Source organism: Pseudomonas sp. yb_2 (assembly GCF_043103905.1).
Classification (GTDB): Bacteria; Pseudomonadota; Gammaproteobacteria; order Pseudomonadales; family Pseudomonadaceae; genus Aquipseudomonas; species Aquipseudomonas alloputida.
The window spans coordinates 34,364-58,746 of record NZ_JBICKH010000077.1 but is presented as its reverse complement, the minus strand read 5'-3'; the positions used below and the strand labels follow the sequence as shown (position 1 = coordinate 58,746).

Sequence of the window (24,383 nt, the reverse complement as noted above, 5' to 3'; positions counted from 1 at the left end):
GCTTGAGAGGCACAAATGGACTTCAGTGGCAGATCCGGCGAGATGGAGATTTTTGCCAAGGTGGCGCAAGCGGGCAGCCTGTCTGCTGCCGCCCGAGCGCTAGGCCTGACGCCCTCGGCGGTCAGCCGCATTCTCGCCCGCACCGAACAGCGCTTGGGTACCCGCCTGCTGCTGCGTACGACCCGGGCGCTCACCCTCACCCCCGAGGGAGAGGCCTACCTGCGCGGCGCACGGCGGGTGCTGGCGGACATGCTCGAAGTGGAAGAAGCCATCACTGACCAAGGCGTGCCACGCGGGCGCTTGCGGGTCAGCGCTGCGCTGGGCCATGCCCGGTTGACCGTAGTGCCGCTGCTGGCGGCCTTCAGTGCACGCTACCCGCAAGTGCTGGTTGACCTGACCCTCAGCGACGAGGTGGCCGATATACTCGGCGGCCAGGCCGACGTGGCGCTGCGCTTCGGTCACCTGCCGGACAGCTCGTTGAGCGCGCGCGCCATTGGCGAGACCGGCCAGGTAGTGGTGGCCTCGCCAGAATACCTGCAACGCTACGGTACCCCGCTTGAACCTGAAGACCTTGCCAGGCACAACTGCCTGCGCTTCAACTTCCGCCGCGCGATGCCTGACTGGCCGTTTCACCGCGACGGGCATACATTCTCACTGAAGGTGAAAGGGAATATCGAATGCAGCAGTGGTGAGGCGCTGGCGCAGCTGGCCAGGCTGGGCGCCGGCGTGGCGCGTATCGGCACCTTTACCGTGGCCGATGACCTGGCCAACGGGCAACTGGTGCCGTTGCTGGAGGCTTACAACCCGGGTGATCGGGAACCGATTCATGCGGTGTTCGTCGGCGGCCCGGCGATGCCGGCACGGGTGCGGGTGTTTGTGGATTTTCTGGTGGAGCAGCTATCTGGTGGCCAGTAGGGGCGGCCTCGTGTCGCGACAGGGCCGCCAACGCATGGCGGTTGCATCACTGGGCGGCAGAGCCGGTGCTGATGTGCAGCGACTGCAGCCTGATCTGACACCGATTCCCCCCGTTAGGTTATCTTCGACGCTTCACTGTACCGCCCGGGCCAGACCACCATGCGCATTGTCATTCCCGACGACTACCAAAATGTAATCCGTACCCTCGATTGCTTCGGCAAGCTGAGCGGGCATGCTGTCAGCGTCCTTCATGAGCTCCCGCCTGCCACGCTGGAACAACTTGCCGCAAGTTTTGCCGATGCCGATGCCCTGGTACTCACCCGCGAACGCACACGCATCGACGCCGCCTTGCTCGACCGCCTGCCCAACCTCAAGCTGATCAGCCAGACCGGCAAGGTGTCCAGCCACCTTGACCTGGCTGCCTGCACCGCGCGCGGCATTGCCGTGACCGAGGGGCGCGGATCGCCGGTAGCGCCTGCCGAACTGGCCTGGGCGCTGATCCTCAATGCCCGCCGGCAATTGGTGCCGGCCATCGATGCCTTCCGCCAAGGCCAATGGCAGGTCAACCTGGGCCAGGCGCTGGCCGGGCAGACGCTGGGCATCTGGGGCTATGGCAAGATCGGCCAGCGCCTGGCGCGTTATGCGCAGGCCTTCGACATGCCCGTGCTGGTGTGGGGCAGCGACAACAGCCGCGCCGCAGCCAAAGCCGATGGGCACGCTGCTGCCGCCTCGCGTGAGGCGTTTTTTGCCGAGGCGGATATTGTCAGCCTGAACCTGCGCCTTTCGGATCAGACACGCCATGGGGTGACCTTCGACGACCTGTCCCACATGAAGCCCGACGCCTTGCTGGTGAACGTCAGCCGCGCGGAACTGATCGCACCAGGCGCATTACTGCAGGCATTGGATGCCGGGCGGCCGGGCTACGCGGCGGTGGATGTTTATGAGGAAGAGCCGTTACTCGACCCGGCCCATCCACTGCTGCGCCACCCACGTGTACTCAGTACGCCCCACCTGGGGTATGTGGAGAAGAGCGGCTACGAGCTGTACTTCGGTGACGCCTTCGACAATGTGCTGGCGTTTTTCGACGGGGTGCCGAAGAACGTCGCCAACCCGCAAGCTTTGGCACTTCAACGCTTGAACCCAGTGCGGCCTTGAGGTTGCACTACCCAAGCAGGTGCAGCCCCAGCGTAAACACAGCCACGGCCAAGGCGACCAACGACACTCCATGACGTTCCAGGTACGCGGGCCAACCGGCTGCTGACTGCGCGACGCATTTACATTGGCGCTCAGCCAGGCCGGTCAAGCGCGCCTCCACACTGTCCACACGGTCTGCCTGGGTGCTTGCTGCCAGCGCGAGCTTCTTCAGCGCCGTTGTCACCGTGATGGACAGCCCCTCCCGAGCCTGATTGCTGGCGGCCAGTTGCTGCTGGCACTGCTCAAGGTGCTTGCGAATCGCCCCTTCCTTCTGCACACGGGCCAGGGTAGTTGCCACGAGCTTTTTGTTCAGCGCCTCGATACTGGCCTGCAGTGCTTCGTGCTCGGTGGCCTGCTGGGCCGACGCGTCTGCCTCAAGGTGGCTTTCGTGCATCGTGTTCCCATTCGCCTCGGCAAGCGGAGTCAGGGTGCCGTGTTCATGTAGCTGGTTCATCAATCACTGTCCGGATACTGCGGTAAGGGGCGAGAAGCTATCAAAATGACACTACCGGATCCACTGATCAGTCGCGCAATTGACGGCTTTCGTCACAACGTGCGCGTACACTTGCCTTCATGCCACTCGCAGGAGCCGCTGCATGCCTTACCCCATTGAAGAAAAGCTGGTCATCGGCGTTGCCTCGAGTGCGCTGTTCGACCTCTCCGTTTCCGATGACATCTACCAGACACAAGGTGTCGAGGCTTACCGCCAGCACCAGGAACAGAACCTGGACGAGCCGTTCCCCAGGGGGGTGGCGCTCCCGTTCATTCGCCGCTTCCTGAGCATCAACAAGGCGTTCCCCGACCAGTTGCCGGTGGAAGTGGTGCTGCTCTCGCGCAACTCACCGGAAACCGGCCTGCGGGTGTTCCGCTCCATCAGCCACTATCAGCTGGACATCACCCGCGCGGCATTCATGTCGGGCCGCTCGCCCTACGAATACATCCCGGCGTTCAATGCCTCGCTGTTTCTCAGCGCCAACGAGGAAGATGTGCAAAAGGCCATCGACGCCAACTACCCTGCCGGGCGTGTACTGCCTACGCGCATCTACGATGATGAAATCGATACTGAGCTGCGGGTGGCCTTCGACTTCGATGGCGTGATTGCCGACGACGAGGCAGAGAGTGTTTACAAGCGCAACGACAACCTGGACGACTTTCAGGAACACGAGCGCATGCACAAGGGCACCCCGCATTCGCCGGGGCCACTGGCAGACCTTTACCGCAAGCTTTCGCGGATACGCATGCTGGAGGACCGCAAGCTGGCCGAGGACCCGACGTACCAGCGGATTCTGCGCATTGCCATCGTCACGGCGCGCAACGCGCCTTCGCACGAGCGAGTAGTGACAACCTTGAAGGATTGGGGCGTATCCCCGGATGAGTGCTTTTTTCTAGGCGGCATGGATAAGCCCAGGGTGTTGTCGATATTGAAGCCGCATGTGTTTTTTGACGACCAGCGCACGCACCTGCAATCGCCAGCGGGGAACCTGCCGATGGTGCATGTACCGTTTGGGGTGGCGAACAGAGTGAGCTCGCCTCAGGAACCCGACGTGAAGCAGGATCAACTGCCGATCAGCGAATTGTCACGCGAACCATGAACCGCCAGAGCGACACCCTTGACCCACGCCCGCTCGCCGCCGCATGCTCGAACGCTTCCACCCACGCTCAAGGAACGATTGCATGAAGCTGGAAACGCTTGCCATCCATGCGGGCTTCAGCCCCGACCCGACCACCAAGGCGGTGGCCGTACCGATCTACCAGACCACCTCCTTCGCCTTCGACGACACCCAGCACGGCGCCGACCTGTTTGACCTGAAGGTTGCCGGCAACATCTATTCGCGCATCATGAACCCCACCAACGACGTGCTCGAGCAGCGCATGGCCGCCCTGGAAGGTGGGGTTGGCGCGCTGGCCGTAGCCTCGGGCATGGCGGCTATCACCTACGCCATCCAGACCGTCGCCGAAGCCGGCGACAATATCGTCTCGGTGGCCAAGCTTTACGGCGGCACCTACAACCTGCTGGCGCACACCCTGCCACGCATGGGAATCCACACCCGCTTCGCGGCCCATGACGATATCGCCGCCCTCGAAGCGCTGATCGACGCACGTACCAAAGCGGTATTCTGCGAGTCCATCGGCAATCCCGCCGGCAATATCGTTGATATCGCTGCGCTGGCCGAGGCCGCCCACCGCCACGGGGTGCCGCTGATCGTCGACAATACCGTGGCCACCCCGGTGCTGTGCCGACCGTTCGAGCACGGCGCCGATATCGTCGTGCACTCGCTGACCAAGTACATCGGCGGTCACGGCACCAGCATCGGCGGCATCGTCATCGACTCCGGCAAATTCCCCTGGGCCGAAAACAAGGAACGCTTCGCCCTGCTCAACACCCCCGACCCGTCCTACCACGGCGTCACCTACACCGAAGCTTTCGGGCCTGCCGCCTTCATCGGCCGCTGCCGTGTGGTGCCCTTGCGCAACACCGGCGCCGCGCTGTCGCCGTTCAACGCCTTCCTGATCCTGCAAGGCCTGGAAACCCTGGCCCTGCGCATGGAGCGCCATACCGAGAACGCGCTAAAGGTCGCCCATTACCTGCAAGCCCACGAGCAAGTGGCCTGGGTGAAGTTCGCCGGGCTGCCCGACCACCCCGAACATGCACTGGCCCAGCGCTACACCGGCGGCAAGCCGGCATCGATCCTGTCGTTCGGCATCAAGGGTGGCCAGGCGGCTGGCGCGCGTTTCATCGACGCGTTGCAGTTGGTGGTACGCCTGGTGAACATCGGCGACGCCAAGTCACTGGCCTGTCACCCCGCTTCCACTACCCACCGTCAGCTCAACGACGACGAACTGGAGAAGGCCGGTGTGCCACGGGACATGGTGCGCCTGTCGATCGGCATCGAACACAGTGACGACATCATCGCCGACCTGGCCCAGGCCTTGGAGGCCAGCCGCGGCTGATTCACCCGCGCCCTACCCAATGTCGAAGGCGGGCGCACCTTCATCAAGCCTGGATGCACCCGCAATGACCCTGTTTTACCTGAAACTGACCATCACCCCCCTGCTGATGTGGGCCATCTCCCTCGCCTCCCGGCGCTGGGGCGGCCTGTTAGGCGGATTGCTGTCCGGCCTGCCGATCACCTCGGCGCTGGTGATGACCTTCCTGTGCCTGGAACAGGGCACGGCCTTCGCCCTGGGCGCATTGCCCGGCGCACTGGGCGGCCTGGCGGCGGTGCAGGCCACCTACACCGTCTACCTGCTGGCCACACGCACACTCGGCATCGCCGTGGCCGTACTGCTGGCGTTGCTGTTCTATGGCCTGGCCGCCTATGCCTTCACCCACTGGGGCAGCCTGTATCTGTCGATTGCAGTGGCGTTGGTGCTGATTGGCGTGCTGATCCGCGCCAGCGGCCGCGAGCCCAAACCTGATACCTTGGCCCGCCCCCGGCACCGGCACTGGGAAATCCCGTTGCGCATGGTATCTGCCACTTCCCTGCTGATGATCACCACCAGCCTGGCCAGTTGGCTGGGCCCGGCGACCAGCGGGATGCTGGCGCCGATTCCGGTGATTGCCTGGCCGCTGGTAGTGTTCGCCCATGTGCAGGGCGGGCGAGCCGGGATGGCAGCGATGGTGCGGGGGAATGCGATCGGCGCGGTGGGGGTGATTGCGTTCTATCTGGTATTGGCAGGGCTGCTGGAAACGTGGGGCGTTGGCGTGACCATCGGGCTGGCCATGCTGTGCGCTGTGGTGCTGACCCTTGGGCTGGCCGCGGTGTTACGGCAGCGTTGATAGGCCGTTGGGCTGCTGCGCAGCCCATCGCAGGCACGCCAGCGCCTGCAGAGACCGAGCGGACTGCTCGCACCTGCGGCCTTAGTCGAATGCCCCGTTCAACACCTCATAGATGATCCCGGTCGCCACGGCGACCAGAATCAGGTCTGCGCCCGCTTGCATCCACTCATACCCGTCGTAGTGAGGCAGCTGCCCCAACAGACGACCATCCAGCTTCTTGGCGATACCAGGTGGCAGGGGCTTGCCGCGGGCCAGGTTCTTCTGAATGCCTGGAGGCAATGCCGGGCCCGGGCTCCAGTAGCTGCGGTGGCCACCGAGGATGCCCAGTACATCGCCACGGTCGATGGACGGGCCGCCGTGCCAGTCATTGCCGCCGGCGCTCTGCTTGTGGCCGCCCGAATTGCCCTGGCCCTGGGCGTGCGGCGCCTGGCCCTTGCCGTGCCCCTGACCTTGGCCCTGGCCTTTGCCATTACCCGGGTCGGCGAGCACCGGACCAGAGGCCAAGGCCACCGCCAATGAGGTGACAACGGCTGTCATGATTGGTGATCTGGCCATGTGAGCATCCTTTGCGCGAGAGGTTGCCCCACACTATAGACGGTGCGCACGCCTGCTTCACTTGCAGCAGCCTCAGCAGGGATGGCTGACAAGGCAGGCACGCTTCGGCCACAATCGGTCGCCTGGTCCACGCTGGGAAGCACTGCATGCTCACTACCCTTGCCATCGGCAACTACCGCTCGATCAACCACCTGGTGCTGCCGCTGAGCCAACTCAACCTGGTGACCGGTGCCAACGGCAGCGGCAAATCCAACCTGTACAAGGCGCTGCGCCTGCTGGCCGAAACCGCACAGGGCGGTGTGGTCGAAGCCCTCGCCCGTGAAGGCGGGCTGGATTCGACCTGGTGGGCTGGCCCAGAAACCAGCGCACGAATGCGGCGCGGCGAAGTGCCCATCCAAGGCCAGCATCCGAGCGAAGTCAGGCGCCTGCGCCTGGGCTTTGCCACCGAAGACCTCGGTTTTGCCATCACCCTCGGCCTGCCAATTCCCCTGCCGTATCCGAGCGCGTTCATGCTCGACCCTGAAATAAAGTGCGAGGCCATCTGGGGCGCTGGCGCCTATCGCCCCTCTTCCTTGCTGGTCGAGCGCAAGAATGCCCTGGTGCGGGCCCGCGAGGGCAACAGCTGGGCAGTGCTCGATCAGCATGCTGACAGCGGCGAGAGCTTTTTCAACATCGTCGGCCGGCCACGCCAGGCACCGGAGATCGGTGACCTGCGCGCGTTCATCAACAGCTGGCGGTTTTACGATCACTTCCGGATTGACCGTGACGCGCCTTGCCGTCAACCCCAACTGGGCACTCGCTCGCCGGTGCTGCATCACGACGGGCGCAACCTGGCCTCGGCGTTGCAGACCATTATCGAAATTGGCGATGTGGAGGATCTGGTGGAAGCGCTGAATGACGCGTTTCCCGGCAGCCGTCTGGAGGTCAATGCGCCACCTGGCGGGCTGTTCAGTGTACGGCTGCACCAGCACGGTCTTTTGCGCCCGCTTGAGGGTGCTGAATTGTCGGACGGCACCCTGCGTTATCTTCTGCTGATGGCCGCCCTGCTCACACCACGGCCGCCATCGCTGATGGTGTTGAACGAACCGGAAACCAGTCTGCACGCGGACCTGCTCCCGGCCTTGGCGCGGCTGATCATTCGTGCATCACGCCGTAGCCAGGTTTGGGTGGTATCGCACAGTGCGCCATTAATCAACGCGCTGGCAGCCTGTGACGGGTGCAATGTGCTAGAGCTGGAAAAAATACAAGGGCAAACCCAGCTGCGGGGGGTTGGGTTGCTGGATGAGCCGCTGTGGCGTTGGGCTGACTGAGCTCAAGCACGACGGTACAAGCCCGGCATGACTAACCTGCCCCGGTAATCTCGTCCATGAACTGGGTAAGAAAGGTTTCAAGCCGGGTATGACGCTCGGCAGCAAGGCGCGCCCCTTCTTGGGTTTTAAAGCCCGAGGCGAGCTTGAGCAGTTTGGTCTGGAAGTGCTCGATGGCATACGCCCCGTCCTGGTACGCCCTCTGCTGCGCGAAAGGATTCTCGAAGTCATAGAGCGCCGACCCCATTCGCCCGGCGACGTAAAAACACCGGGCAATACCCACCGCGCCTATGGCGTCAAGCCGGTCACTGTCCTGAAGGATGCAGGCCTCACGTGTCAGCGGTTCGAACCCCGCCGAGTAACTGTGTGTTTTGATCGCATGCACTACCTGCTCAACACGCCCACTCGGCCAGCCCATCTCAGCAAGGACTGATGCAGCCTTGTTCGCCGACAACGTCGAGGCCTGCCCACGTAACGGCGAATGCTTTTCCACCGCCACACAGTCGTGCAGCACCGTCGCCGCAAGCAAGATTTCAAGGTCGCCACCCTCCACCCGCTGGATCCGGTGCGCATTGACCCACACACGATGAATATGGGCCAAGTCGTGGGAGCCATCATTCTGGTCAGACGGCAGATACTTCAGCAAGTCAGTGGCAAGGCACTGATAAGGAGCAAACGCTTCGCGGGTCATCTTCGGTAGGTTCCATTTCCGGTGAATGCGCGGGTTCCACGGGCGCCGTCCGGACACTGCCTGGGCAAGTACCGAGAGCCTGCATGTCGGTTTCAAAGCCTGTACAGCACTGGCAGGAGCAGCCTGGTGCTGCGATGAGGATATTACTGTCAAAGTAGATCCTCAGCCCTATCAGCACCTTGCTACTAAGTATTTCCGTCAACAACACGTTTGTTACTGGGAGCACTTGTATTCGATCAGCAAGGAGTCAATGGATGTCCGCTCGCTTTTCCTCCCCCGCCACCCGTATTCGCCAAACCGCGCTAGCGGTCAGCTTCGCGGGCTCGCTGCTGGGCACTGCACATGCCTGGGCCGAACCTGTGGGTTACAGCATCCCGGCAGGGTCATTGGCTCACGCACTCGACCAGTTTGCCGACGCCAGCGGGGCAGTCATCAGTTTCAGCCATGAAGCAGTCGCAGGCTTGCACAGCAAAGGGCTGAACGGCAATTACGCGCTGCATCAGGCGTTGGCAGAACTGCTGCAAGGCAGTGGCTTGCAGGTGCAGGCAGCGGGCGACAAGCACTTCACGCTGGTTAGCGCTGAACAGGATGGCACCATGGAGCTTGCGGCAACCACCGTCTCCAGCATGGCCCTGGGTGCCACCACCGAGGGCACCGGCAGCTACACCACCGGCTCGGTCAATACCGCAACCGGGCTGCGGTTGTCTGCACGCGAGACACCCCAATCGGTCAGCGTGGTCACCCGCCAGCAGATTGAAGACCAGAACCTGAACGATGTTGCCCAAGTGCTTGAACAGACACCAGGCGTGGTCGTTGACAGCATGGGGCCCGCCGGAAGCGACGCCAACCATATCTACGTGCGCGGCTTCGAGGTCGGCAGCATCCAGGTGGACGGCATCAACCGCCCCGATACCTTTGGTTTCAGGGACGACCTCTCCGACATGGTGTCGTATGACCGGGTAGAGGTAGTGCGCGGTGCCACGGGCCTGATGTCTGGCACTGGCGACCCGGGCGCCACCGTCAACCTGATCCGCAAGAAGCCGACCCTGGAAACACAACGCAAGCTGACCTTGAAAGCGGGCTCGTGGGACAACTACCGCACCGAGCTGGACGTTTCTGGCAAGTTGACGCAAAGCGGCAATGTCCGCGGGCGCTTTGTCGCCTCCAATACCGACAGCCAGAGCTACGTCGACCGCCAGTCGCTGGAGCGGCAGGTGGCCTATGGGGTGCTGGAGTGGGACATCACCGACAGCACGATGCTGACAGCAGGTGCGGAATATCAGGAGATGGACAACGACGGGGCAGGCAACCACGGCTTCCCGATGTTCAATTCGGATGGCAGTCACTTCAGCCCCTCCCGCGCGTTCAATTCGGCTTCGGACTGGAGCTATCACAAGCGTCGCACCAAGACGGTATTCACTGCGCTGGAGCATCAACTGGACAACGGCTGGCAGTTGAAACTGAATGCCGAACACAGCCGTCGCAGCTATGACGACGCCTTTGCCACCGCGGCCAGCGGCACCGTCAAGCCCGATGGCAGTGGCATCAGCACCTGGACGGGGCGTTGGGCCGGCGAGCCCCGGCAGACCTCGTTCGACCTGTCGGCGTCGGGCCCGTTCGCGCTGTTGTCCCGCGAGCACCAGGCCTACCTCGGGGCCAGTCACTACCGCGCCTACTACCGCAACGACGGTTACCCACTGTGGACGATCCAGACCATCGACAACATTTACACCTGGGACGGTTCGCTGGTGATACCGGACGCCATCCATGCCAAGTCCTCGGAAGACGCGCTGGATGAAACCCAGGACGGCCTGGTGGCTTCGGTACGCTGGAGCCTGGCCGATGACCTGTCGCTGATTACCGGGGCGCGGCTGATTGACTGGAAACGCGACGAAACCTCTACCACCCTGTCGTCTGGCGCTACAAGCCGCACCTCGCGTAGCGAAACCGGGGTCGTCACGCCCTACCTTGGCCTGGTGTATGACCTCAACGAGCACTGGTCGGCCTATGCCAGTTACACCACCATTTTCAAGCCGCAGAGCAACAAGGATATCAACGGTACCTACCTGGACCCGCTGGAAGGCGTGAACTACGAGCTCGGTCTGAAGAGTGAGTTCTGGGACCAGCGCCTGACCACCGCTTTCAGCATATTCGAGGTGCACCAGGACAACCTGGCGGTAGCCGACGGAAGCAACCTGGCGCCAGACGGCAACCAGGCCTACCGTGCCGAGTCAGGTACCAAGACACGTGGTTTCGAGATGGAAATGGCGGGCGAGATTTTGCCTGATTGGCAGGTCTCGGCCAGCTACACCTATGCGGTGAGCAAGGATTCGGATGGCGACCGCCTGAACACTGAAATACCGCGAGACACCTTGAAACTGTTCACCAGCTACCGCCTTTCGACCCTGCCACAGTTGAAGGTAGGGGGTGGTGTGCGCTGGCAGGGTACCGAGTATTACAAGAGCGCCGGGCCCAACAACGAAACGTTCACCCAGGACCCCTACAGCGTGGTCGACCTGATGGCTCAGTATGCCTTCACGCCGCAGACCAGCGTTTCACTGAACCTCAACAACGTGTTGGACAAAACCTACTACACGGCGATTGGCGCGCGCGGCTGGTATGGCAGCCCACGCAGCGCCACGGCCACGTTGGTATTCGCGTTCTGACCCGCCAAGGCGACGCCTGATGGCCCCTGAGTTCGCAGATCAGAACACCGACCATCCGATCCGCGAACTGAGCAGCTCAAGCGCCGCCATCCCGGCCAGGGAGTTGCCCGCCGCATTCAGCTCTGGCGACCACACGCATACGGTAAATTGCCCCGGTACGATCGCCACGATCCCGCCACCCACACCACTCTTGCCAGGCAAACCCACCCTGAAGGCGAAATTCCCCGCCTCGTCATACAGCCCGCTGGTGGCCATGATCGAGTTCACTTGTTGGGTCTGGCGCCGCGTCAGGATCTGCTCACCGCTGTGCTTGCAGAACCCGTCATTGGCCAGGAAGCAGAATGCCCGCGCCAGGTCCAGGCAGTTCATTTGCAGTGCGCAGTAACTGAAGTAACTGCGCAGCACCGTCTCGACCTCGTTATGGAAGTTGCCAAATGACTGCATCAGGTACGCCATGGCAGCGTTGCGCGCGCGAAACTGATATTCCGAATCAGCGACCCGGGTATTGATCGAGATGTGGGGGTTGCCTGAAAGCCGTCGGACAAAATCGCGCATCGACAACGTGGGGGCAGCGAAGCGCGACTGATTGATATCGCAGATCACCAATGCCCCCGCATTGATGAACGGGTTACGCGGCCGCCCGCGCTCGAACTCCAGCTGTACCAACGAGTTGAACGGCTGCCCCGAAGGCTCATGCCCCAGCCGCTCCCAAATGGCTTCACCCGAATGGCCAATGGCCTGAACCAGGCTGAACACCTTGGAAATGCTCTGCACCGAGAATGGCACCTGCGCATCACCTGCGCAGTGGTAACTGCCATCGTTGCCATAGACAGCGATACCCAGTTGGTTCGCCGGCACGTCCGCCAGCGCGGGAATGTAGTCAGCGACTTTGCCCTTGCCGATCAAGGGACGTACTTCTTCGAGAATCTCGTTCAACAGCGTTTGCATGGAAGGCCCTGTATCAATCCCCAGACGACGGCGAGGGGCAGTCTTCTTGACGAAGACTGAGCGGGAGAGATCACACATTCAGAAACAAATCACCATAAGCGTCATCATCACCAGGAAGCCTGACAACGCCAGCAGCGCATGAGGTCTTTTACAGGCCAACAGCTTGCTGCCGAGCGGCACAGCTTGACGCGACATTAGCGCCGCGAAGTCTGCGATAAAAAAATTGGATATCTCATTAAAGAAATCCCGCAGGCGCTGCCCTGGACCATGGGATTACAGTCCGCCTCACGCCGTCGTCCGGCGGGGTGGTTGCTGCTGGGCCATTACGCGTTCGAAGCCTTACCGGAACCCGGCGCAATTCACACCAATACAAGAACAAAGGTGACCACGCATGCTTAAGCCTCCTGTCGATGCCCCCATCGATGTCAAAGACTGGATCGATAACCGCCCCATTGCTGCCTACCAGTGGCTGATCCTGGTGCTGTGCTTCCTGATCGTGCTGTTCGATGGCTTCGATGTCGCCGTCATGGGTTTCATCGCGCCTTCGCTGATGCAGGACTGGGGCCTGTCGCGCGCCGCCTTTGGCCCGGTGATGAGTGCCGGCATGGTCGGCCTTGCCATCGGCGCGCTGACCGCCGGCCCGTACGCCGACCGGTTGGGCCGCAAGAAAGTGCTGCTGATCGCGGTCAGCGGTTTCAGCCTGCTGAGCCTGGCCTGCGCCTTCGCCCGCAACCCCTATGAGCTGGCTGTGTTACGGCTGCTGACCGGCATTGCCCTGGGTGCGGCCATGCCCAACTGCACCACCCTGCTTGCCGAATACCTGCCCACACGCAACCGCTCGCTGATGATCACCATCATGTTCACCGGCTTCAACATGGGCTCGGGCCTGGGCGGCTTCCTGTCCGCCTGGCTGATACCTCATCACGGCTGGAAGTCGGTACTGCTGGCCGGCGGCCTGCTGCCACTGGCCTTGCTGCCACTGCTGTGGTGGCTGCTGCCAGAGTCCGCTCGCTTCCTCGCCGCACGCCAGGCACCGGCCAGCCAGATTGCGGCAGCCTTGGCCAAGCTTGGCGGCCGCTTCGCTGCCGGCACCCGCTTTACCGTCAGTGAGCCAACCACGCAGCACAAGGCACCGGCCCGGCAGCTGTTCAGCGAGCGCTACCGGTTTGGCACACTGGCCCTGTGGCTGACCTACTTCATGGGCCTGCTGGTGATCTACCTGACCATGGGCTGGTTGCCGACCCTGCTGCGTGATGGCGGGCTGTCCATCGAGCGCGCCGCCACCATCACGGGGCTGTTCCAGATCGGCGGCGCAGTGGGCGCAATCGTGGTCGGCTGGATCATGGACCGACGCAACCCTAACCGGGTCATCGCCATCGCCTACGCCCTCGGCGGCCTGTGCATCGTCTCACTGGGCGCCCTGAGCCTGGAGTCGAGCCTGCTGGTGGTGGGCGTGGCGGCTGCCGGGTTCTGCATGAGCGGTGCGCAGACCGGCCTGAACGCCTTCGCCCCTGGCTATTACCCGACCGAGTTCCGCGCCACAGGCGTAAGCTGGATGCTCGGTATCGGGCGCTTCGGGGCCATTTTCGGCTCCCTCATCGGTGGTGCCGTGCTCAGCCTGGGGCTGGGCCTGCCGCTGCTGTTCACCCTCCTCGGCCTGCCGGCATTCGCCGCTGCCCTGGCGATCCTGGCCAACGGCCACGCCCGGCTGCGCGCGACCCCCGCAGTAACCGCGCCGTAACCTGTAACAGAGGACTTTCGCATGGCTCGTATCATTGGTGGCCTGGCCGTCTCCCACACCCCAACCATCGGCTTCGCAGTCGACCACGACAAACAGGAAGAAGCCGCCTGGGCGCCGATCTTCGAAAGCTTCGAGCCGATCCGCACGTGGCTGCAGCAGCGCCAGCCGGACGTACTCTTCTATATCTTCAACGACCACATCACCTCGTTCTTCTTTGACCATTACAGCGCCTTCACCCTGGGCGTAGACGAGCAATATGGCGTGGCCGATGAAGGGGGCAACCCGCGGGACCTGCCGCCAGTGGGCGGCCACGCAGCGCTGTCGCGACACATCGGCCAGAGCCTGATGGCCGATGAGTTCGACATGAGCTTTTTCCGCGACAAGCCGCTGGACCACGGCTTCTTCTCGCCCATGTCGGCGCTGCTGCCCTGCGATGAAAGCTGGCCCGTACAGATCGTGCCGCTGCAGGTCGGCGTACTGCAGCTGCCGATACCCACGGCGCGGCGCTGCTACAAACTGGGCCAGGCATTGCGCCGCGCCATCGAGAGCTACCCCGAAGACCTCAAGGTGGCGATCGTCGCCACCGGCGGGGTGTCACACCAGGTGCACGGCGAGCGTTGCGGCTTCAACAACCCAGAGTGGGACGCGCAGTTCCTTGACCTGCTGGTGAACGACCCGCAGCGCCTTACCGAGATGACACTGGCCGAGTACGCCACGCTCGGCGGCATGGAAGGTGCCGAGGTGATTACCTGGCTGATCATGCGTGGCGCGTTGTCTGCCAACGTTGAGCGCAAGCACCAAAGCTACTACCTGCCGTCGATGACCGGCATCGCCACCCTGCTGCTGGAAAACCGTGACCAGGCACTGCCGGCGCCGGTCAACGAACGTCACCGCCAGCACATGCAGCATCAGCTGGCAGGGGCTGAGCAGCTTGAAGGCACCTACCCCTACACCCTGGAGCGCAGTGCCAAGGGCTACCGCCTGAACAAGTTCTTGCATCGCATGATTGAGCCGCAGTGGCGCCAGCGTTTCCTGAGCGAACCCGAAGCGCTGTACCGCGAGGCGGGCCTGAGCGAAGAGGAAAGCGACCTGCTGCGCCGCCGCGACTGGCGTGGGCTGATCCACTATGGGGTGATCTTCTTTGTACTGGAGAAGCTAGGCGCCGTACTGGGTGTGTCCAACCTGGACATTTACGCCGCCATGCGCGGGCAGAGCATCGAGGACTTCATGAAGACCCGTAACCAGCAGGTTCGCTACTCGGTGGCTGGCAAAGCGCCCAACTGACCGATGCAACCCGCTTGATCGTGTGACGGCGCGTCCCGCGCCGCCACCCCCACCGCCCCCTGATTCAACCTGCCCAGCGCCGATGCGCCGCTGGCGGGCAGCGCTTTGCCCATCCCTGGAGAATAAAAATAATGAAATGCCGCACCCTGTACCCGCTCGTCCCCACATTCGCACTGGCAGCCAGCCTGCCACTGCAAGCCCTGGCCGAAGGCTTCGTCGACGATGCCAAGGCAAGCCTGACGTTGCGTAACTTCTACATGAACCGCGACTACACGGGCACGGCAAGCCAAGGCAAAGCCGAGGAATGGACGCAAAGTTTCATCCTCGACTTCAAGTCCGGCTACACCCCCGGCGTGGTCGGTTTCGGCGTTGACGTGCTGGGCCTTTACAGCATCAAACTCGATGGCGGCAAGGGCACCGCCGGCACGCAATTGCTGCCTGTTCACGACGACGGGCGCCCGGCGGACGACTTTGGCCGCACGGCGCTGGCGGGCAAGATGCGGGTTTCCAGGACCGAACTCAAGGTCGGCGAGTGGTCACCCACCCTGCCCATCCTGCGCGCCGATGACGGCCGCTCGCTGCCACAAACCTTGCAGGGCGCGCAGGTCACCTCCAACGAGCTGGCCGGCCTGAGCCTGTATGGCGGCCAGTTCCGCCAGAACAGCCCGCGCAACGACGCCAGCATGCAGGACATGAGCCTGTTCACGCGCACAGCCTTCACCTCGGACCGTTTCAACTTCGCCGGCGGCGAATACCGCTTCAACCAGGAGCGCACCCTGGTCGGCGCCTGGTATGCCCAGCTGGAAGACATCTACCAGCAGCGCTACTTCCAGGTGCAGCATCAACAGCCGCTGGGCAACTGGGTACTGGGCGCCAACCTGGGCTACTTCTGGGGCAAGGACGACGGTGGCGCCAAGGCAGGCGAACTGAACAACCGCACCGCTTCGGGCCTGTTCTCGGCGAAGCTGGGTGGCAACACGTTCTACGTCGGCTTGCAGAAGGTCATGGGCGATGATGAATGGTTCCGGGTCAACGGCGCCAGCGGCGGCACGCTGGCCAACGACGCCTTCGGCTCCAGCTACGAAAGCGCCCGCGAACGCTCCTGGCAGGTGCGCCACGACTTCAACTTCGTGGTGCTTGGCATACCCGGCCTGACCCTGATGAACCGCTACATCCACGGCTACAACGTGCACAACGCCAGCACCCAGGACGGCACCGAGTGGGGCCGCGAAAGCGAGCTGGCCTATGTGGTCCAGTCCGGGCCGTTCAAGGCCCTGAACCTCAAGTGGCGCAACTCCAGCCAGCGCCGGGACTGGGGCAGCACCAACAGTTTCGATGAGAACAGGCTGATCGTCAGCTACCCGCTGAGCCTGCTTTAAGGCACCCTCCTGGGCTCACGCCTGCTCGGTGATGACCTGGCGGATACAGGCCATCAGCGCGACTGCCGCCGGTGACTGCAGGCAGCCACTGCGCTGCATGAGGCCGATGGCGCGGGCAGTGCCGGGCAGTGCCAGCGGCAGGCGTTGCAGTTCGCCGCTGGCAATCTCGTAAGCCAACTGGTGCGCAGACACCGCCGCCAGCATGTCCGAACGCACCAGTAGGCCACGGATAACCGCCAGATCAGCGCTTTCCACCACCGGCCACGGCGCTGTCAGGCCCGCGGCGGCGAAGCAGTTGTCGAGCAGCTGACGGGCCGGCGAGCCGGCCCGCGGCAACACCCAGCGCGCCTGGTGCACGCCCTTGAGCGTCAGGTGAGTGTGCAACAGCGGGTGCCCCCGACGGGCCAGCACCACCATTTCCTCGTTGATGAGCGGCTCGCCCACCAGGTCGCTGGCATAGTCGTGAGGCCGCAACGCGCCCAAGACGAAATCCACATCCCCTACCCGCAGCTCGGTTGCCAGCAGGTCGAACGGGCTTTCGTTGGTCACCACACGAACCTGTGGGTGCTGGGCCGTGAAGCGTAAAATGGCATCCGGCAGAATGCGCGAGCGGCCCAACGGCAACGCGCCGACATGCACCACCCCGCGCAGGGTGCCTTGCATCGCGCTCAGGTCACTGTCCAGCAGGCGCAACTCGTTCAGCGCCCGGCGGATGGGGAACAGAATGTCCCGGCTGGCCACAGTGGGCTGCAGGCCACGCGACGTGCGCACGAACAAGGGCTGTCCGCACCCGCCTTCGAGCACTTTCAAAGCAGCACTGACCGCCGGCTGGCTAAGGCCGAAGTGCCGCGCCACGGTTTGCATGTGCCGTGTTTCACAGAGCTTCACGAACACCTGCAGGCGCCGCGCCTGAAACAGGTAGAGTGGCTCGCCCTGCGCGGTGCCCAGCAAACTCGGCACGCCGTCCAGTTCCGCCAGCACGCGCTGTGCACGCGGCAGCAGGCACTCGCCATAGTCGGTCAGGCGCATGCCATTGGCATGGCGCTCGAACAGGGGCACGGCAAAGCGCGCCTCCAATTCGGCGATGGCGCGGGTGACCACGGACTGAGCACGGAACAACACCTCCGTCGCCCGCGAAACGCTGCCCAGCTCGGCTACCCGGATGAACGCGCGGACTTGCATCAGGTTGGGCAGTTCGACATCGATCATAAGGGCTCCCGGCGCTCGGCTCGTGACTGCGGCGACTATGCCTCTACCCCGCTTGCCCGGCAATAAATAAAACGCATAGCCGCTGCAAATGAACGCATTAGTGCCCTGCACAGGCCAATGACATCCTGCGCCCACCCCCACTGCAGGAGCCAACGAACCATGAATACCCCACAAAAATCCGCCCTGGTGGTCAGCGCACATTCCGCCGACTTTGTCTGGCGTGCCGGTGGCGCCATTGCGCTGCACGCTAAGCAAGGCTATGCCATGCACGTGGTCTGCCTGTCTTTCGGTGAGCGTGGTGAGTCTGCCAAGCTGTGGCGCAAGGGTGAAATGACCGAAGCCAAGGTCAAGGACGCACGCCGTGAAGAGGCCATGGCCGCGGCCGAAATCCTCGGTGCCAGCGTGGAGTTCTTCGACATCGGCGACTATCCGATGCGCGCCAACAAGGACACCCTGTTCCGCCTGGCCGATGTGTATCGCCGGGTACAACCGGAGTTCGTACTCAGCCACTCCCTCAAAGACCCTTACAACTACGACCACCCGCTGGCCATGCACCTGGCCCAGGAAGCCCGAATCATCGCGCAGGCTGAAGGCTACAAGCCGGGCGAGAAGATCGTTGGCGCACCGCCGGTGTACGCCTTTGAGCCGCACCAGCCCGAGCAGTGCGAATGGCGCCCGGACACGTTCCTGGACATTACCCCGGTGTGGGACAAAAAGTATGCCGCCATCCAGTGCATGGCCGGCCAGGAACACCTCTGGGAGTACTACACCCGCGTGGCCCTGCAGCGCGGCGTGCAAGCCAAGCGTAACGTGGGCATCACCAGTGCACGCAACATCGTCTACGCCGAAGGCCTGCAGAGCGTGTTCCCACGCGTGACGGAGAACCTGGCATGAGCGGGCTGATCGGCAAGACCGGCATCGTCGTGCGTAACATCCCACGCGTTGAGCCACACATCATCGATGCCCTGGGCCGGCTGGGTGTCGCCACGGTGCATGAGGCCCAAGGTCGCAAGGGGCTGCTCAATACTGCCGTGCGCCCTATCCAGCAAGGTGTGGCGGTGGCCGGCAGCGCGGTAACCGTGCTGGTGGCCCCTGGCGACAACTGGATGTTCCATGTTGCTGTGGAGCAGTGCCGCCCAGGCGACGTACTGGTGGTGGCGCCCAGTTCGCCGTGCAGCGATGGCTATTTCGGCGACCTGCTGGCGACCTCGCTCCAGGCCCGCGGCGTGCGCGGCCTGGTGATCGATGCGGGCGTGCGCGACAGCCAGACACTGCGCGACATGGGCTTTGCCGTGTGGTCCCGCGCCATCAATGCCCAAGGCACAGTGAAGGAAGTGCTGGGTTCGGTGAACCTGCCGCTGCTGTGTGCCGGGCAGCTCGTCCATGCCGGTGACATCGTGGTGGCCGATGACGACGGCGTAGTGGTGGTGCGCCATGGCGAAGCCCAGGCAGTACTCGAAGCCGCCACCCAGCGCGCCGACCTGGAAGAACGCAAACGCCTGCGCCTGGCCGCCGGCGAGCTTGGCCTGGACATCTACGAGATGCGCCCGCGCCTGGCGGCGAAGGGCCTGCGTTATGTCGACCACCTCACCGACCTGGAAGGCTGAACATGGGCCAGACCCGCATACCCTGCCTGCTGATGCGCGGCGGCACCTCCAAGGGCGCCTATTTTCTGCATGACGACCTGCCCGCCCCTGGCCCGCTACGTGACCGGGTGCTGCTGGCGGTGATGGGCTCGCCCGATGCCCGGCAGATTGACGGCATCGGCGGCGCCGACTCGCTCACCAGCAAAGTCGCCATCATCCGCGCTTCGCAGCGCGATGACGCCGACGTGGACTACCTGTTCGCTCAGGTGGTGGTGGACGAGGCGCGGGTGGACTATGGGCAAAACTGCGGCAACATTCTGGCCGGCGTAGGGCCGTTCGCCCTTGAGCGCGGCCTGGTGGCCGCCAGCGGCGCGAGCACACCGGTGCGCATCTTCATGGAAAACACCGGGCAGATCGCCGTCGCCCAGGTGCCGACCGCCGATGGCCAGGTGGAGTATGCCGGCGATACCCGTATTGATGGGGTGCCGGGCCGTGCGGCGGCGCTGGTGGTCACGTTTGCCGACGTGGCCGGCGCCAGCTGCGGAGCACTGTTGCCCACCGGCAACAGCCGCGACTGTGTCGAGGGTGTGGAAGTCACCTGCATCGACAACGGCATGCCGGTGGTACTGCTGTGTGCCGAGGACCTTGGCGTGACCGGTTACGAGCCGTGCGAAACGCTGGAGGCCGACAGCGCACTGAAAACACGCCTGGAAGCCATCCGCCTGCAACTGGGCCCACGCATGAACCTGGGTGATGTCAGCCAGCGCAATGTGCCGAAGATGTGCCTGCTGTCGGCACCGCGCAACGGCGGCACGGTCAATACGCGCTCGTTCATCCCGCACCGCTGCCATGCGTCCATCGGGGTGTTTGGTGCGGTGAGTGTTGCTACGGCCTGCTTGATTGAAGGGTCGGTTGCACAGGGCCTTGCCAGCACGTCCGGCGGTGATCGTCAGCGTTTGGCGGTGGAGCATCCGAGTGGGGAATTTACGGTGGAAATCAGCCTGGAACATGGCGTGATCAAGGGGTGCGGGTTGGTGAGGACGGCCCGTTTGCTGTTTGACGGGGTTGTGTGCATCGGGCGAGATACTTGGGGTGGGCCGGAGAAGTGACTCATCAATGGTTGCTTGGGGTTTCAAAAATGAATGGACACCGCAAGTGCACTGACCAGCAAACAGAGGCTCGCGACAGCCGTTAAATGCACGCGCATCGGCAGATACCACCCAGGCACGGCTTGCGCCAGCTTGCGATCCTGCCAAAGATGGCCGACAAAACCAGAGGTCAACACCAGACACCCCACCGGCACAGGCAGCAACGTGCCAACCCAACCGATCAGGGCCGGTATAACGCTCCACACCAGTCGCTCTTGACGCTGCTTTGCGGGCAAATCCTGCAACGTCATGGCGAACCCCCAGTGAAGGGCACCGACGAAGCTCAATATCACCGCGCCATAGCCGACCAGCATCATCGAGAAAAACGCTCGATATTCAGCCCAAAAAAGGATGAGCAGCGTCAAACCAATAAACGGCAGCAGGCCGCCGTAACCCAGGACAGTGAAGCGGCTTGGAGATAAAGCAGTAGCAACGGAACTCATCTGGGCGCCCCTTCGCAACGGTTCAAGATCGGATGTCAATTGTGTCGTCCAATGAGGTTCAGGAATTCGTGTCGCGTCGAGGGGGCGTCGCGAAATGCACCTAACATCACGGATGAAATCATCACCGAGTTCTGCTTCTCTACACCGCGCATCATCATGCACATATGCTTGGCTTCGATCACGACCCCCACCCCTGCGGCATCCGTGACTTCCTGCACGGCATACGCAATTTGCCGCGTGAGGTTTTCCTGTATCTGTAAACGACGGGCGAACATATCCACCACGCGTGCAACCTTGGAAAGGCCTAACACACGCCCTGTTGGCAGGTACGCGACATGCGCCTTGCCAATAAACGGCAGCATGTGGTGTTCGCACAATGAGTAGAGCTCAATGTCACGCACCACAATCATTTCATCGTTTTCACTCTCGAACAGAGCACCGTTTACGACCTCGTGAAGATCCTGGGCATACCCGTTGCACAAGTACTGCATCACTTTTGCCGCACGCTGGGGTGTGTCCAGAAGCCCTTCGCGCTGCGGGTTTTCACCAATACCGACCAGGATTTCATGGTAGTGCTCGGCTAACGAATGTGACATTTGGACTCCTCACCGTTACAACGGTGCCCGCCAGCGCCAGCGGGATGTGGTAGCCAGGCCAAGTGTGGCCTCAATCGACAGAACAGCCTGTAAAGAACCGAAAACAGGGGACGTAGCGGACGCCAAGCCAGTGGCGCGACCCACAGGCCCACATCGGCAGCACGCCAACTCCACAAGGTGGCGTCCAAGCCTGTAACCCAGTGCCCGCTCGCGAACCTTCCATGCAGGCATGACCTCAGTTGTTCAACCGTGAAGCCCAACGCCCCTGCATCGAAATCATCAGCACTGATGTCAACCAGGATGAGCTTTCCCCCGGTCGATTGCCTGCGCAGGAAGGCGATCTCCCGAGCGCACAATGGGCAGGCGCCGTCAAAGTACAGCGTGAAGGGCCACTTGCAATACATGTACAACCTCTCATGCTTGTACAGGTTTTTGTATAAGTTAGCTGAAACCAGGAAATTCGCAATGGGGGGGCTGGGGGGGGCGCCGATGGATTTGTGTTGCCGGTGAGATCGAGCGCCGCACCCGGATTTGCTAAGATCGCGGCCTTTCCGCTGGGTGAACTGCGTATTCACCCGAGCCCTTTGCAGCCTGCTGGAACACCCGATGAACAAACTGATCCTGCCTTTCGCCATCTTCGTTAGCGTCATCATCACAGGGAAGATCGCCGAGCATTACGGCCTGGAGGGCAGCTGGAAAGTCGGCCTACTGTGCCTCGTGGCAGCTGCCGTCCAGATCGCGGTTACCCGCTTTCAGCGCCACCAGCGGCAGAAAGCCGAGCTTTAAAGGGCGCGGGGCCCTCTGGATGATCACGTTATGGGGACCTTTCTTTCACCCAATTTTCACAGTGGCTTGGGCAGGATGAAGCTATCCCTACGTGATAGTACTTAGCCCGCCTCGGCGGGCTTTCTTTTGCCCGCATGTTTCCTGTCGACGTTTTGAGGAACGGGAGCGGGTCGAAAAATCAGAAATTACCCCTTCCTTGTAGGCCATTTCCCAAAGATACTCCTCGCGCCTGATTTTCGTTGCACATGGAAATAGTCAGCCCTAGTCTCGGCCTGTCGCCACCCATTGGCGGCACGGTTTTGACAGACCGTGGTTCACTGAGAGCATGTGCAATGCCAGTTATGGCAGCTGTGCGTGGGGCACCTTCGTGTGCGCCGGGATTCTCAGTGCCCCCGGTCTGTCAACCCACAAACAGCTGCCACCCTTCCGTTTGACAGCGGTACTGCGGCAGCCCTGTAAGGCACTGAGAGGGTTTATGCTAAAAATAGTACCTGATCCACCCCACAACGTTCTTTCCTTGGAAGACACCCTGATTCAGGCTACGGACTACGCGTTATGCGCGGCGACCGTCGTGCATCAGGCAATGCTGTTGCAGCCCAAGTCCCCCGCGTCGATTTTGATGATGACCTCGATGCATGAACTGGAGACCTTGAGAGCTTTGCTCGAGTCCGCAATAGCCCAAGTGCAGATGCCCAGTGAGCCTCGGACTATGCATTGACGTGTCGCTGATGTACTGCCTGGGCCGGCCTCTTCGCGGATACCCCCTCCCCGGCACTCCCTCAGCCTTGAAGACTGCCGTGCTCCCGTAGGAGCGGGTTCGCCCGCGAATAGGCCCGTACAGGCTGAAGCAATCTTGGGGAAACTGAACAATGTCCACAGAAGAAACCAAATTCACCGTCGGCAAAACCACCTTCTACCAAGGTGAAAACCAGACCCATCCCCTCTTCCGCATCGAAGCCGGCATCCCTTGCCAGAGTGCCCGTGAACAGGCTTCGGAGCTGATGGGCTATGCACGGGACATGACCCTGGATGGATTGATGGAAGACAAACCTCAGTTGATCTGGGCTTCGCACTACCTGTGCGCGTTGGCCAAGGCGCTGATGGATGATGCTGAACTGGGCATGATGCGCTGAATGACTCATCATTGACTGGGTGCCTTCAAGACCTTATGCGACTCCAGGTTTTGAAGGCGACTCAGCGACCTGACCCCTTGCCTCAGCGAGAGCTATTGGCGTGTCAGAAGATACTCATATTATTGGATTGAACGCTGTAGCTAGGCTATATCCCGGGTACGCTTAGATATCTATGCCTACTGAGGTTCGATGACCCATCGTCCGCGTAACATGCCTTTCAGCTCATCGACACTGAGGGTCATGTCGCGCTTGCGGTGGACTACTGCATGACAGTTGGCACATAACGTCACGAGGTCTGTCTCAGGATTCACAGCCTGTTCTCCACCAAATTTCGAAATAGGTACTACGTGATGAACGTGAATGAAGCCCTTTGCATGTTCGCCGTAAGCCTGCTCGAAATCAAAACCGCATGCTTTGCAGTCAAGCCCGTGAATAGCGATGGCCTTCATCCTAAGATCTTTCCGGCGTTCGTATCGGGTTCCAAAGTAGCTTGTCTTGCTGCCTTCATTAGACGACTCAAATGTAATCGGATCGTCTTCTGACTGCGGTAGAGCAGTATCCAACTGCGGATCTAAAAGCTTCGCGTGGCTTAAGATAGCGTCGTAATCAGACTGAGAAATGAGCCGAACCCCGTCACGCCAGTAGTTACTCGCGCGACTACCGGGGATAGTCTCCATATACGCGCCGTCGATTTTGGCGGGAACAGCGCTTTCAAATGGAATGAAATTTTCAATCAAAGCAAAAAGATCACCCTTATTACTACTGCTATCTGCGTAGACCTTGCCTATACGCGCCTTGCCAAAATAGTGCGGATCGGCACTCAGACGGATCGAGGCAAAGGCTTTATCTTTGATACGCCCTTTGTAGTAAACAACCTCGGTTCCCTGAGCGAGCAAGGTTTGGTAACGCTTGGGGAAGTGATAGACAGCGCCTGTCTGGTCTTCCCACTGTGATGTATCGTTTTCAACGATGACGACGGGCATTCCATTTTCCTCTCGACTGACGGCAGAAGCCTATCAAA

25 protein-coding genes are annotated in these 24,383 nt (G+C 62.0%); 16 read left to right on the top strand and 9 right to left on the bottom strand.

The window, feature by feature from the left end:
- Nucleotides 1-15 precede the first annotated feature (15 nt).
- Nucleotides 16-915, top strand: coding sequence for a LysR substrate-binding domain-containing protein (locus ACF8FB_RS21455; RefSeq protein WP_060489578.1), 900 nt, complete (start codon nt 16-18; stop codon nt 913-915).
- A 159-nt stretch (nt 916-1,074) separates the two neighbouring features.
- Entirely contained in the window at nt 1,075-2,070 is a 996-nt protein-coding gene (locus tag ACF8FB_RS21450; RefSeq protein ID WP_010953463.1) for a D-2-hydroxyacid dehydrogenase family protein, read from the top strand.
- A gap of 7 nt (nt 2,071-2,077) precedes the next feature.
- On the opposite strand, the gene ACF8FB_RS21445 is transcribed toward ACF8FB_RS21450, so the two are convergent.
- On the bottom strand, nt 2,078-2,563 hold the full coding sequence (locus tag ACF8FB_RS21445) for a hypothetical protein (protein ID WP_392509924.1): 486 nt from the start codon (nt 2,561-2,563) through the stop codon (nt 2,078-2,080).
- Nucleotides 2,564-2,705: 142 nt separating this feature from the next.
- Between ACF8FB_RS21445 and ACF8FB_RS21440 the strand changes: the two genes are divergently transcribed.
- The 3 genes from ACF8FB_RS21440 to ACF8FB_RS21430 all read left to right on the top strand — a co-directional run bounded on the left by ACF8FB_RS21440 (nt 2,706) and on the right by ACF8FB_RS21430 (nt 5,890).
- Nucleotides 2,706-3,701, top strand: coding sequence for a 5'-nucleotidase (locus ACF8FB_RS21440; RefSeq protein ID WP_392509925.1), 996 nt, complete (start codon nt 2,706-2,708; stop codon nt 3,699-3,701).
- Between the two features lie 82 nt (nt 3,702-3,783).
- Nucleotides 3,784-5,061 carry a bifunctional O-acetylhomoserine aminocarboxypropyltransferase/cysteine synthase gene (locus tag ACF8FB_RS21435; RefSeq protein ID WP_010953458.1) on the top strand — a complete coding sequence of 426 codons (1,278 nt, stop codon included), beginning with the start codon at nt 3,784-3,786 and terminating at the stop codon, nt 5,059-5,061.
- Between the two features lie 64 nt (nt 5,062-5,125).
- Nucleotides 5,126-5,890 (top strand): hypothetical protein, encoded by a 765-nt coding sequence (locus tag ACF8FB_RS21430; RefSeq protein WP_350297664.1) that lies wholly within the window; start codon nt 5,126-5,128, stop codon nt 5,888-5,890.
- An 81-nt stretch (nt 5,891-5,971) separates the two neighbouring features.
- Here ACF8FB_RS21430 and ACF8FB_RS21425 read toward each other — a convergent pair whose 3' ends face one another.
- Nucleotides 5,972-6,445: an anti-virulence regulator CigR family protein gene (locus ACF8FB_RS21425; protein ID WP_010953456.1), complete on the bottom strand. Its 474-nt coding sequence runs from the start codon at nt 6,443-6,445 to the stop codon at nt 5,972-5,974.
- A gap of 146 nt (nt 6,446-6,591) precedes the next feature.
- Between ACF8FB_RS21425 and ACF8FB_RS21420 the strand changes: the two genes are divergently transcribed.
- A complete protein-coding gene (locus ACF8FB_RS21420; protein ID WP_392511910.1) occupies nt 6,592-7,755 on the top strand; it encodes an AAA family ATPase in 1,164 nt (387 codons plus the stop codon).
- Between the two features lie 31 nt (nt 7,756-7,786).
- On the opposite strand, the gene ACF8FB_RS21415 is transcribed toward ACF8FB_RS21420, so the two are convergent.
- A complete protein-coding gene (locus ACF8FB_RS21415; protein ID WP_010953454.1) occupies nt 7,787-8,443 on the bottom strand; it encodes an HD domain-containing protein in 657 nt (218 codons plus the stop codon).
- A gap of 254 nt (nt 8,444-8,697) precedes the next feature.
- On the opposite strand from ACF8FB_RS21415, the gene ACF8FB_RS21410 reads away from it, so the two are divergent.
- Nucleotides 8,698-11,109 carry a TonB-dependent siderophore receptor gene (locus ACF8FB_RS21410; RefSeq protein WP_392511908.1) on the top strand — a complete coding sequence of 804 codons (2,412 nt, stop codon included), beginning with the start codon at nt 8,698-8,700 and terminating at the stop codon, nt 11,107-11,109.
- A 39-nt stretch (nt 11,110-11,148) separates the two neighbouring features.
- On the opposite strand, the gene glsB is transcribed toward ACF8FB_RS21410, so the two are convergent.
- Nucleotides 11,149-12,057 carry a glutaminase B gene (gene glsB, locus ACF8FB_RS21405; RefSeq protein ID WP_014591518.1) on the bottom strand — a complete coding sequence of 303 codons (909 nt, stop codon included), beginning with the start codon at nt 12,055-12,057 and terminating at the stop codon, nt 11,149-11,151.
- 391 nt (nt 12,058-12,448) lie between these two features.
- Between glsB and ACF8FB_RS21400 the strand changes: the two genes are divergently transcribed.
- From ACF8FB_RS21400 to ACF8FB_RS21390, 3 genes are all read left to right on the top strand, one after another.
- Nucleotides 12,449-13,798, top strand: coding sequence for an aromatic acid/H+ symport family MFS transporter (locus ACF8FB_RS21400; RefSeq protein WP_070384012.1), 1,350 nt, complete (start codon nt 12,449-12,451; stop codon nt 13,796-13,798).
- Nucleotides 13,799-13,819: 21 nt separating this feature from the next.
- On the top strand, nt 13,820-15,082 hold the full coding sequence (locus ACF8FB_RS21395) for a gallate dioxygenase (protein WP_004575382.1): 1,263 nt from the start codon (nt 13,820-13,822) through the stop codon (nt 15,080-15,082).
- Between the two features lie 131 nt (nt 15,083-15,213).
- A complete protein-coding gene (locus tag ACF8FB_RS21390) occupies nt 15,214-16,461 on the top strand; it encodes an OprD family porin (RefSeq protein WP_020189932.1) in 1,248 nt (415 codons plus the stop codon).
- A 15-nt stretch (nt 16,462-16,476) separates the two neighbouring features.
- On the opposite strand, the gene ACF8FB_RS21385 is transcribed toward ACF8FB_RS21390, so the two are convergent.
- Complete coding sequence (locus tag ACF8FB_RS21385; protein ID WP_010953450.1) at nt 16,477-17,670, bottom strand: LysR family transcriptional regulator; 1,194 nt, start codon at nt 17,668-17,670, stop codon at nt 16,477-16,479.
- A 117-nt stretch (nt 17,671-17,787) separates the two neighbouring features.
- Between ACF8FB_RS21385 and galB the strand changes: the two genes are divergently transcribed.
- The 3 genes from galB to ACF8FB_RS21370 are packed head-to-tail and all read left to right on the top strand — an operon-like array spanning nt 17,788 to nt 20,365.
- Entirely contained in the window at nt 17,788-18,564 is a 777-nt protein-coding gene (galB, locus tag ACF8FB_RS21380; protein ID WP_392509931.1) for a 4-oxalmesaconate hydratase, read from the top strand.
- Nucleotides 18,561-19,277 (top strand): 4-carboxy-4-hydroxy-2-oxoadipate aldolase/oxaloacetate decarboxylase, encoded by a 717-nt coding sequence (locus ACF8FB_RS21375; protein ID WP_161773953.1) that lies wholly within the window; start codon nt 18,561-18,563, stop codon nt 19,275-19,277. The genes galB and ACF8FB_RS21375 overlap by 4 nt, the downstream gene beginning before the upstream one ends.
- A gap of 2 nt (nt 19,278-19,279) precedes the next feature.
- Nucleotides 19,280-20,365 carry a 4-oxalomesaconate tautomerase gene (locus ACF8FB_RS21370; RefSeq protein WP_010953447.1) on the top strand — a complete coding sequence of 362 codons (1,086 nt, stop codon included), beginning with the start codon at nt 19,280-19,282 and terminating at the stop codon, nt 20,363-20,365.
- A gap of 23 nt (nt 20,366-20,388) precedes the next feature.
- Here the strand turns inward: ACF8FB_RS21370 and ACF8FB_RS21365 are convergent, their stop codons facing one another.
- The 3 genes from ACF8FB_RS21365 to ACF8FB_RS21355 are packed head-to-tail and all read right to left on the bottom strand — an operon-like array spanning nt 20,389 to nt 21,847.
- Nucleotides 20,389-20,847, bottom strand: coding sequence for a DUF3429 domain-containing protein (locus tag ACF8FB_RS21365; protein ID WP_049587655.1), 459 nt, complete (start codon nt 20,845-20,847; stop codon nt 20,389-20,391).
- A 35-nt stretch (nt 20,848-20,882) separates the two neighbouring features.
- The gene (folE, locus tag ACF8FB_RS21360; protein WP_392511904.1) at nt 20,883-21,443 is read right to left on the bottom strand and encodes a GTP cyclohydrolase I FolE; all 561 of its coding nucleotides are present in this window, start codon (nt 21,441-21,443) and stop codon (nt 20,883-20,885) included.
- Complete coding sequence (locus tag ACF8FB_RS21355) at nt 21,428-21,847, bottom strand: thiol-disulfide oxidoreductase DCC family protein (RefSeq protein ID WP_392511902.1); 420 nt, start codon at nt 21,845-21,847, stop codon at nt 21,428-21,430. Before ACF8FB_RS21355 ends, folE begins: the two co-directional genes overlap by 16 nt.
- 202 nt (nt 21,848-22,049) lie before the next feature.
- Here ACF8FB_RS21355 and ACF8FB_RS21350 point away from each other — a divergent pair, with 202 nt between their 5' ends.
- From ACF8FB_RS21350 to ACF8FB_RS21340, 3 genes are all read left to right on the top strand, one after another.
- On the top strand, nt 22,050-22,229 hold the full coding sequence (locus ACF8FB_RS21350; protein WP_020189938.1) for a hypothetical protein: 180 nt from the start codon (nt 22,050-22,052) through the stop codon (nt 22,227-22,229).
- A gap of 475 nt (nt 22,230-22,704) precedes the next feature.
- Entirely contained in the window at nt 22,705-22,947 is a 243-nt protein-coding gene (locus ACF8FB_RS21345) for a hypothetical protein (protein WP_041167026.1), read from the top strand.
- A 151-nt stretch (nt 22,948-23,098) separates the two neighbouring features.
- Entirely contained in the window at nt 23,099-23,362 is a 264-nt protein-coding gene (locus ACF8FB_RS21340) for a DUF3077 domain-containing protein (RefSeq protein ID WP_003250694.1), read from the top strand.
- Nucleotides 23,363-23,538: 176 nt separating this feature from the next.
- Here the strand turns inward: ACF8FB_RS21340 and ACF8FB_RS21335 are convergent, their stop codons facing one another.
- Nucleotides 23,539-24,345 carry an HNH endonuclease gene (locus tag ACF8FB_RS21335; RefSeq protein ID WP_392511900.1) on the bottom strand — a complete coding sequence of 269 codons (807 nt, stop codon included), beginning with the start codon at nt 24,343-24,345 and terminating at the stop codon, nt 23,539-23,541.
- Nucleotides 24,346-24,383 lie beyond the last annotated feature (38 nt).

Bases quoted from the DNA above. Each gene is read 5' to 3' on its own strand.
- ACF8FB_RS21375 (WP_161773953.1), top strand. From the start codon at position 18,561: ATGAGCGGGCTGATCGGCAAGACCGGCATCGTCGTGCGTAACATCCCA.
- folE (WP_392511904.1), bottom strand. From the start codon at position 21,443: ATGTCACATTCGTTAGCCGAGCACTACCATGAAATCCTGGTCGGTATT.
- ACF8FB_RS21395 (WP_004575382.1), top strand. From the start codon at position 13,820: ATGGCTCGTATCATTGGTGGCCTGGCCGTCTCCCACACCCCAACCATC.
- ACF8FB_RS21400 (WP_070384012.1), top strand. From the start codon at position 12,449: ATGCTTAAGCCTCCTGTCGATGCCCCCATCGATGTCAAAGACTGGATC.
- ACF8FB_RS21340 (WP_003250694.1), top strand. From the start codon at position 23,099: ATGTCCACAGAAGAAACCAAATTCACCGTCGGCAAAACCACCTTCTAC.
- ACF8FB_RS21365 (WP_049587655.1), bottom strand. From the start codon at position 20,847: ATGAGTTCCGTTGCTACTGCTTTATCTCCAAGCCGCTTCACTGTCCTG.
- ACF8FB_RS21350 (WP_020189938.1), top strand. From the start codon at position 22,050: ATGAACAAACTGATCCTGCCTTTCGCCATCTTCGTTAGCGTCATCATC.
- ACF8FB_RS21430 (WP_350297664.1), top strand. From the start codon at position 5,126: ATGACCCTGTTTTACCTGAAACTGACCATCACCCCCCTGCTGATGTGG.
- ACF8FB_RS21445 (WP_392509924.1), bottom strand. From the start codon at position 2,563: ATGAACCAGCTACATGAACACGGCACCCTGACTCCGCTTGCCGAGGCG.
- ACF8FB_RS21440 (WP_392509925.1), top strand. From the start codon at position 2,706: ATGCCTTACCCCATTGAAGAAAAGCTGGTCATCGGCGTTGCCTCGAGT.
- ACF8FB_RS21420 (WP_392511910.1), top strand. From the start codon at position 6,592: ATGCTCACTACCCTTGCCATCGGCAACTACCGCTCGATCAACCACCTG.
- ACF8FB_RS21415 (WP_010953454.1), bottom strand. From the start codon at position 8,443: ATGACCCGCGAAGCGTTTGCTCCTTATCAGTGCCTTGCCACTGACTTG.
- ACF8FB_RS21390 (WP_020189932.1), top strand. From the start codon at position 15,214: ATGAAATGCCGCACCCTGTACCCGCTCGTCCCCACATTCGCACTGGCA.
- ACF8FB_RS21385 (WP_010953450.1), bottom strand. From the start codon at position 17,670: ATGATCGATGTCGAACTGCCCAACCTGATGCAAGTCCGCGCGTTCATC.
- ACF8FB_RS21435 (WP_010953458.1), top strand. From the start codon at position 3,784: ATGAAGCTGGAAACGCTTGCCATCCATGCGGGCTTCAGCCCCGACCCG.
- ACF8FB_RS21370 (WP_010953447.1), top strand. From the start codon at position 19,280: ATGGGCCAGACCCGCATACCCTGCCTGCTGATGCGCGGCGGCACCTCC.
- ACF8FB_RS21410 (WP_392511908.1), top strand. From the start codon at position 8,698: ATGTCCGCTCGCTTTTCCTCCCCCGCCACCCGTATTCGCCAAACCGCG.
- ACF8FB_RS21425 (WP_010953456.1), bottom strand. From the start codon at position 6,445: ATGGCCAGATCACCAATCATGACAGCCGTTGTCACCTCATTGGCGGTG.
- ACF8FB_RS21455 (WP_060489578.1), top strand. From the start codon at position 16: ATGGACTTCAGTGGCAGATCCGGCGAGATGGAGATTTTTGCCAAGGTG.
- galB (WP_392509931.1), top strand. From the start codon at position 17,788: ATGACATCCTGCGCCCACCCCCACTGCAGGAGCCAACGAACCATGAAT.
- glsB (WP_014591518.1), bottom strand. From the start codon at position 12,057: ATGCAAACGCTGTTGAACGAGATTCTCGAAGAAGTACGTCCCTTGATC.
- ACF8FB_RS21355 (WP_392511902.1), bottom strand. From the start codon at position 21,847: ATGTATTGCAAGTGGCCCTTCACGCTGTACTTTGACGGCGCCTGCCCA.
- ACF8FB_RS21335 (WP_392511900.1), bottom strand. From the start codon at position 24,345: ATGCCCGTCGTCATCGTTGAAAACGATACATCACAGTGGGAAGACCAG.
- ACF8FB_RS21450 (WP_010953463.1), top strand. From the start codon at position 1,075: ATGCGCATTGTCATTCCCGACGACTACCAAAATGTAATCCGTACCCTC.
- ACF8FB_RS21345 (WP_041167026.1), top strand. From the start codon at position 22,705: ATGCTAAAAATAGTACCTGATCCACCCCACAACGTTCTTTCCTTGGAA.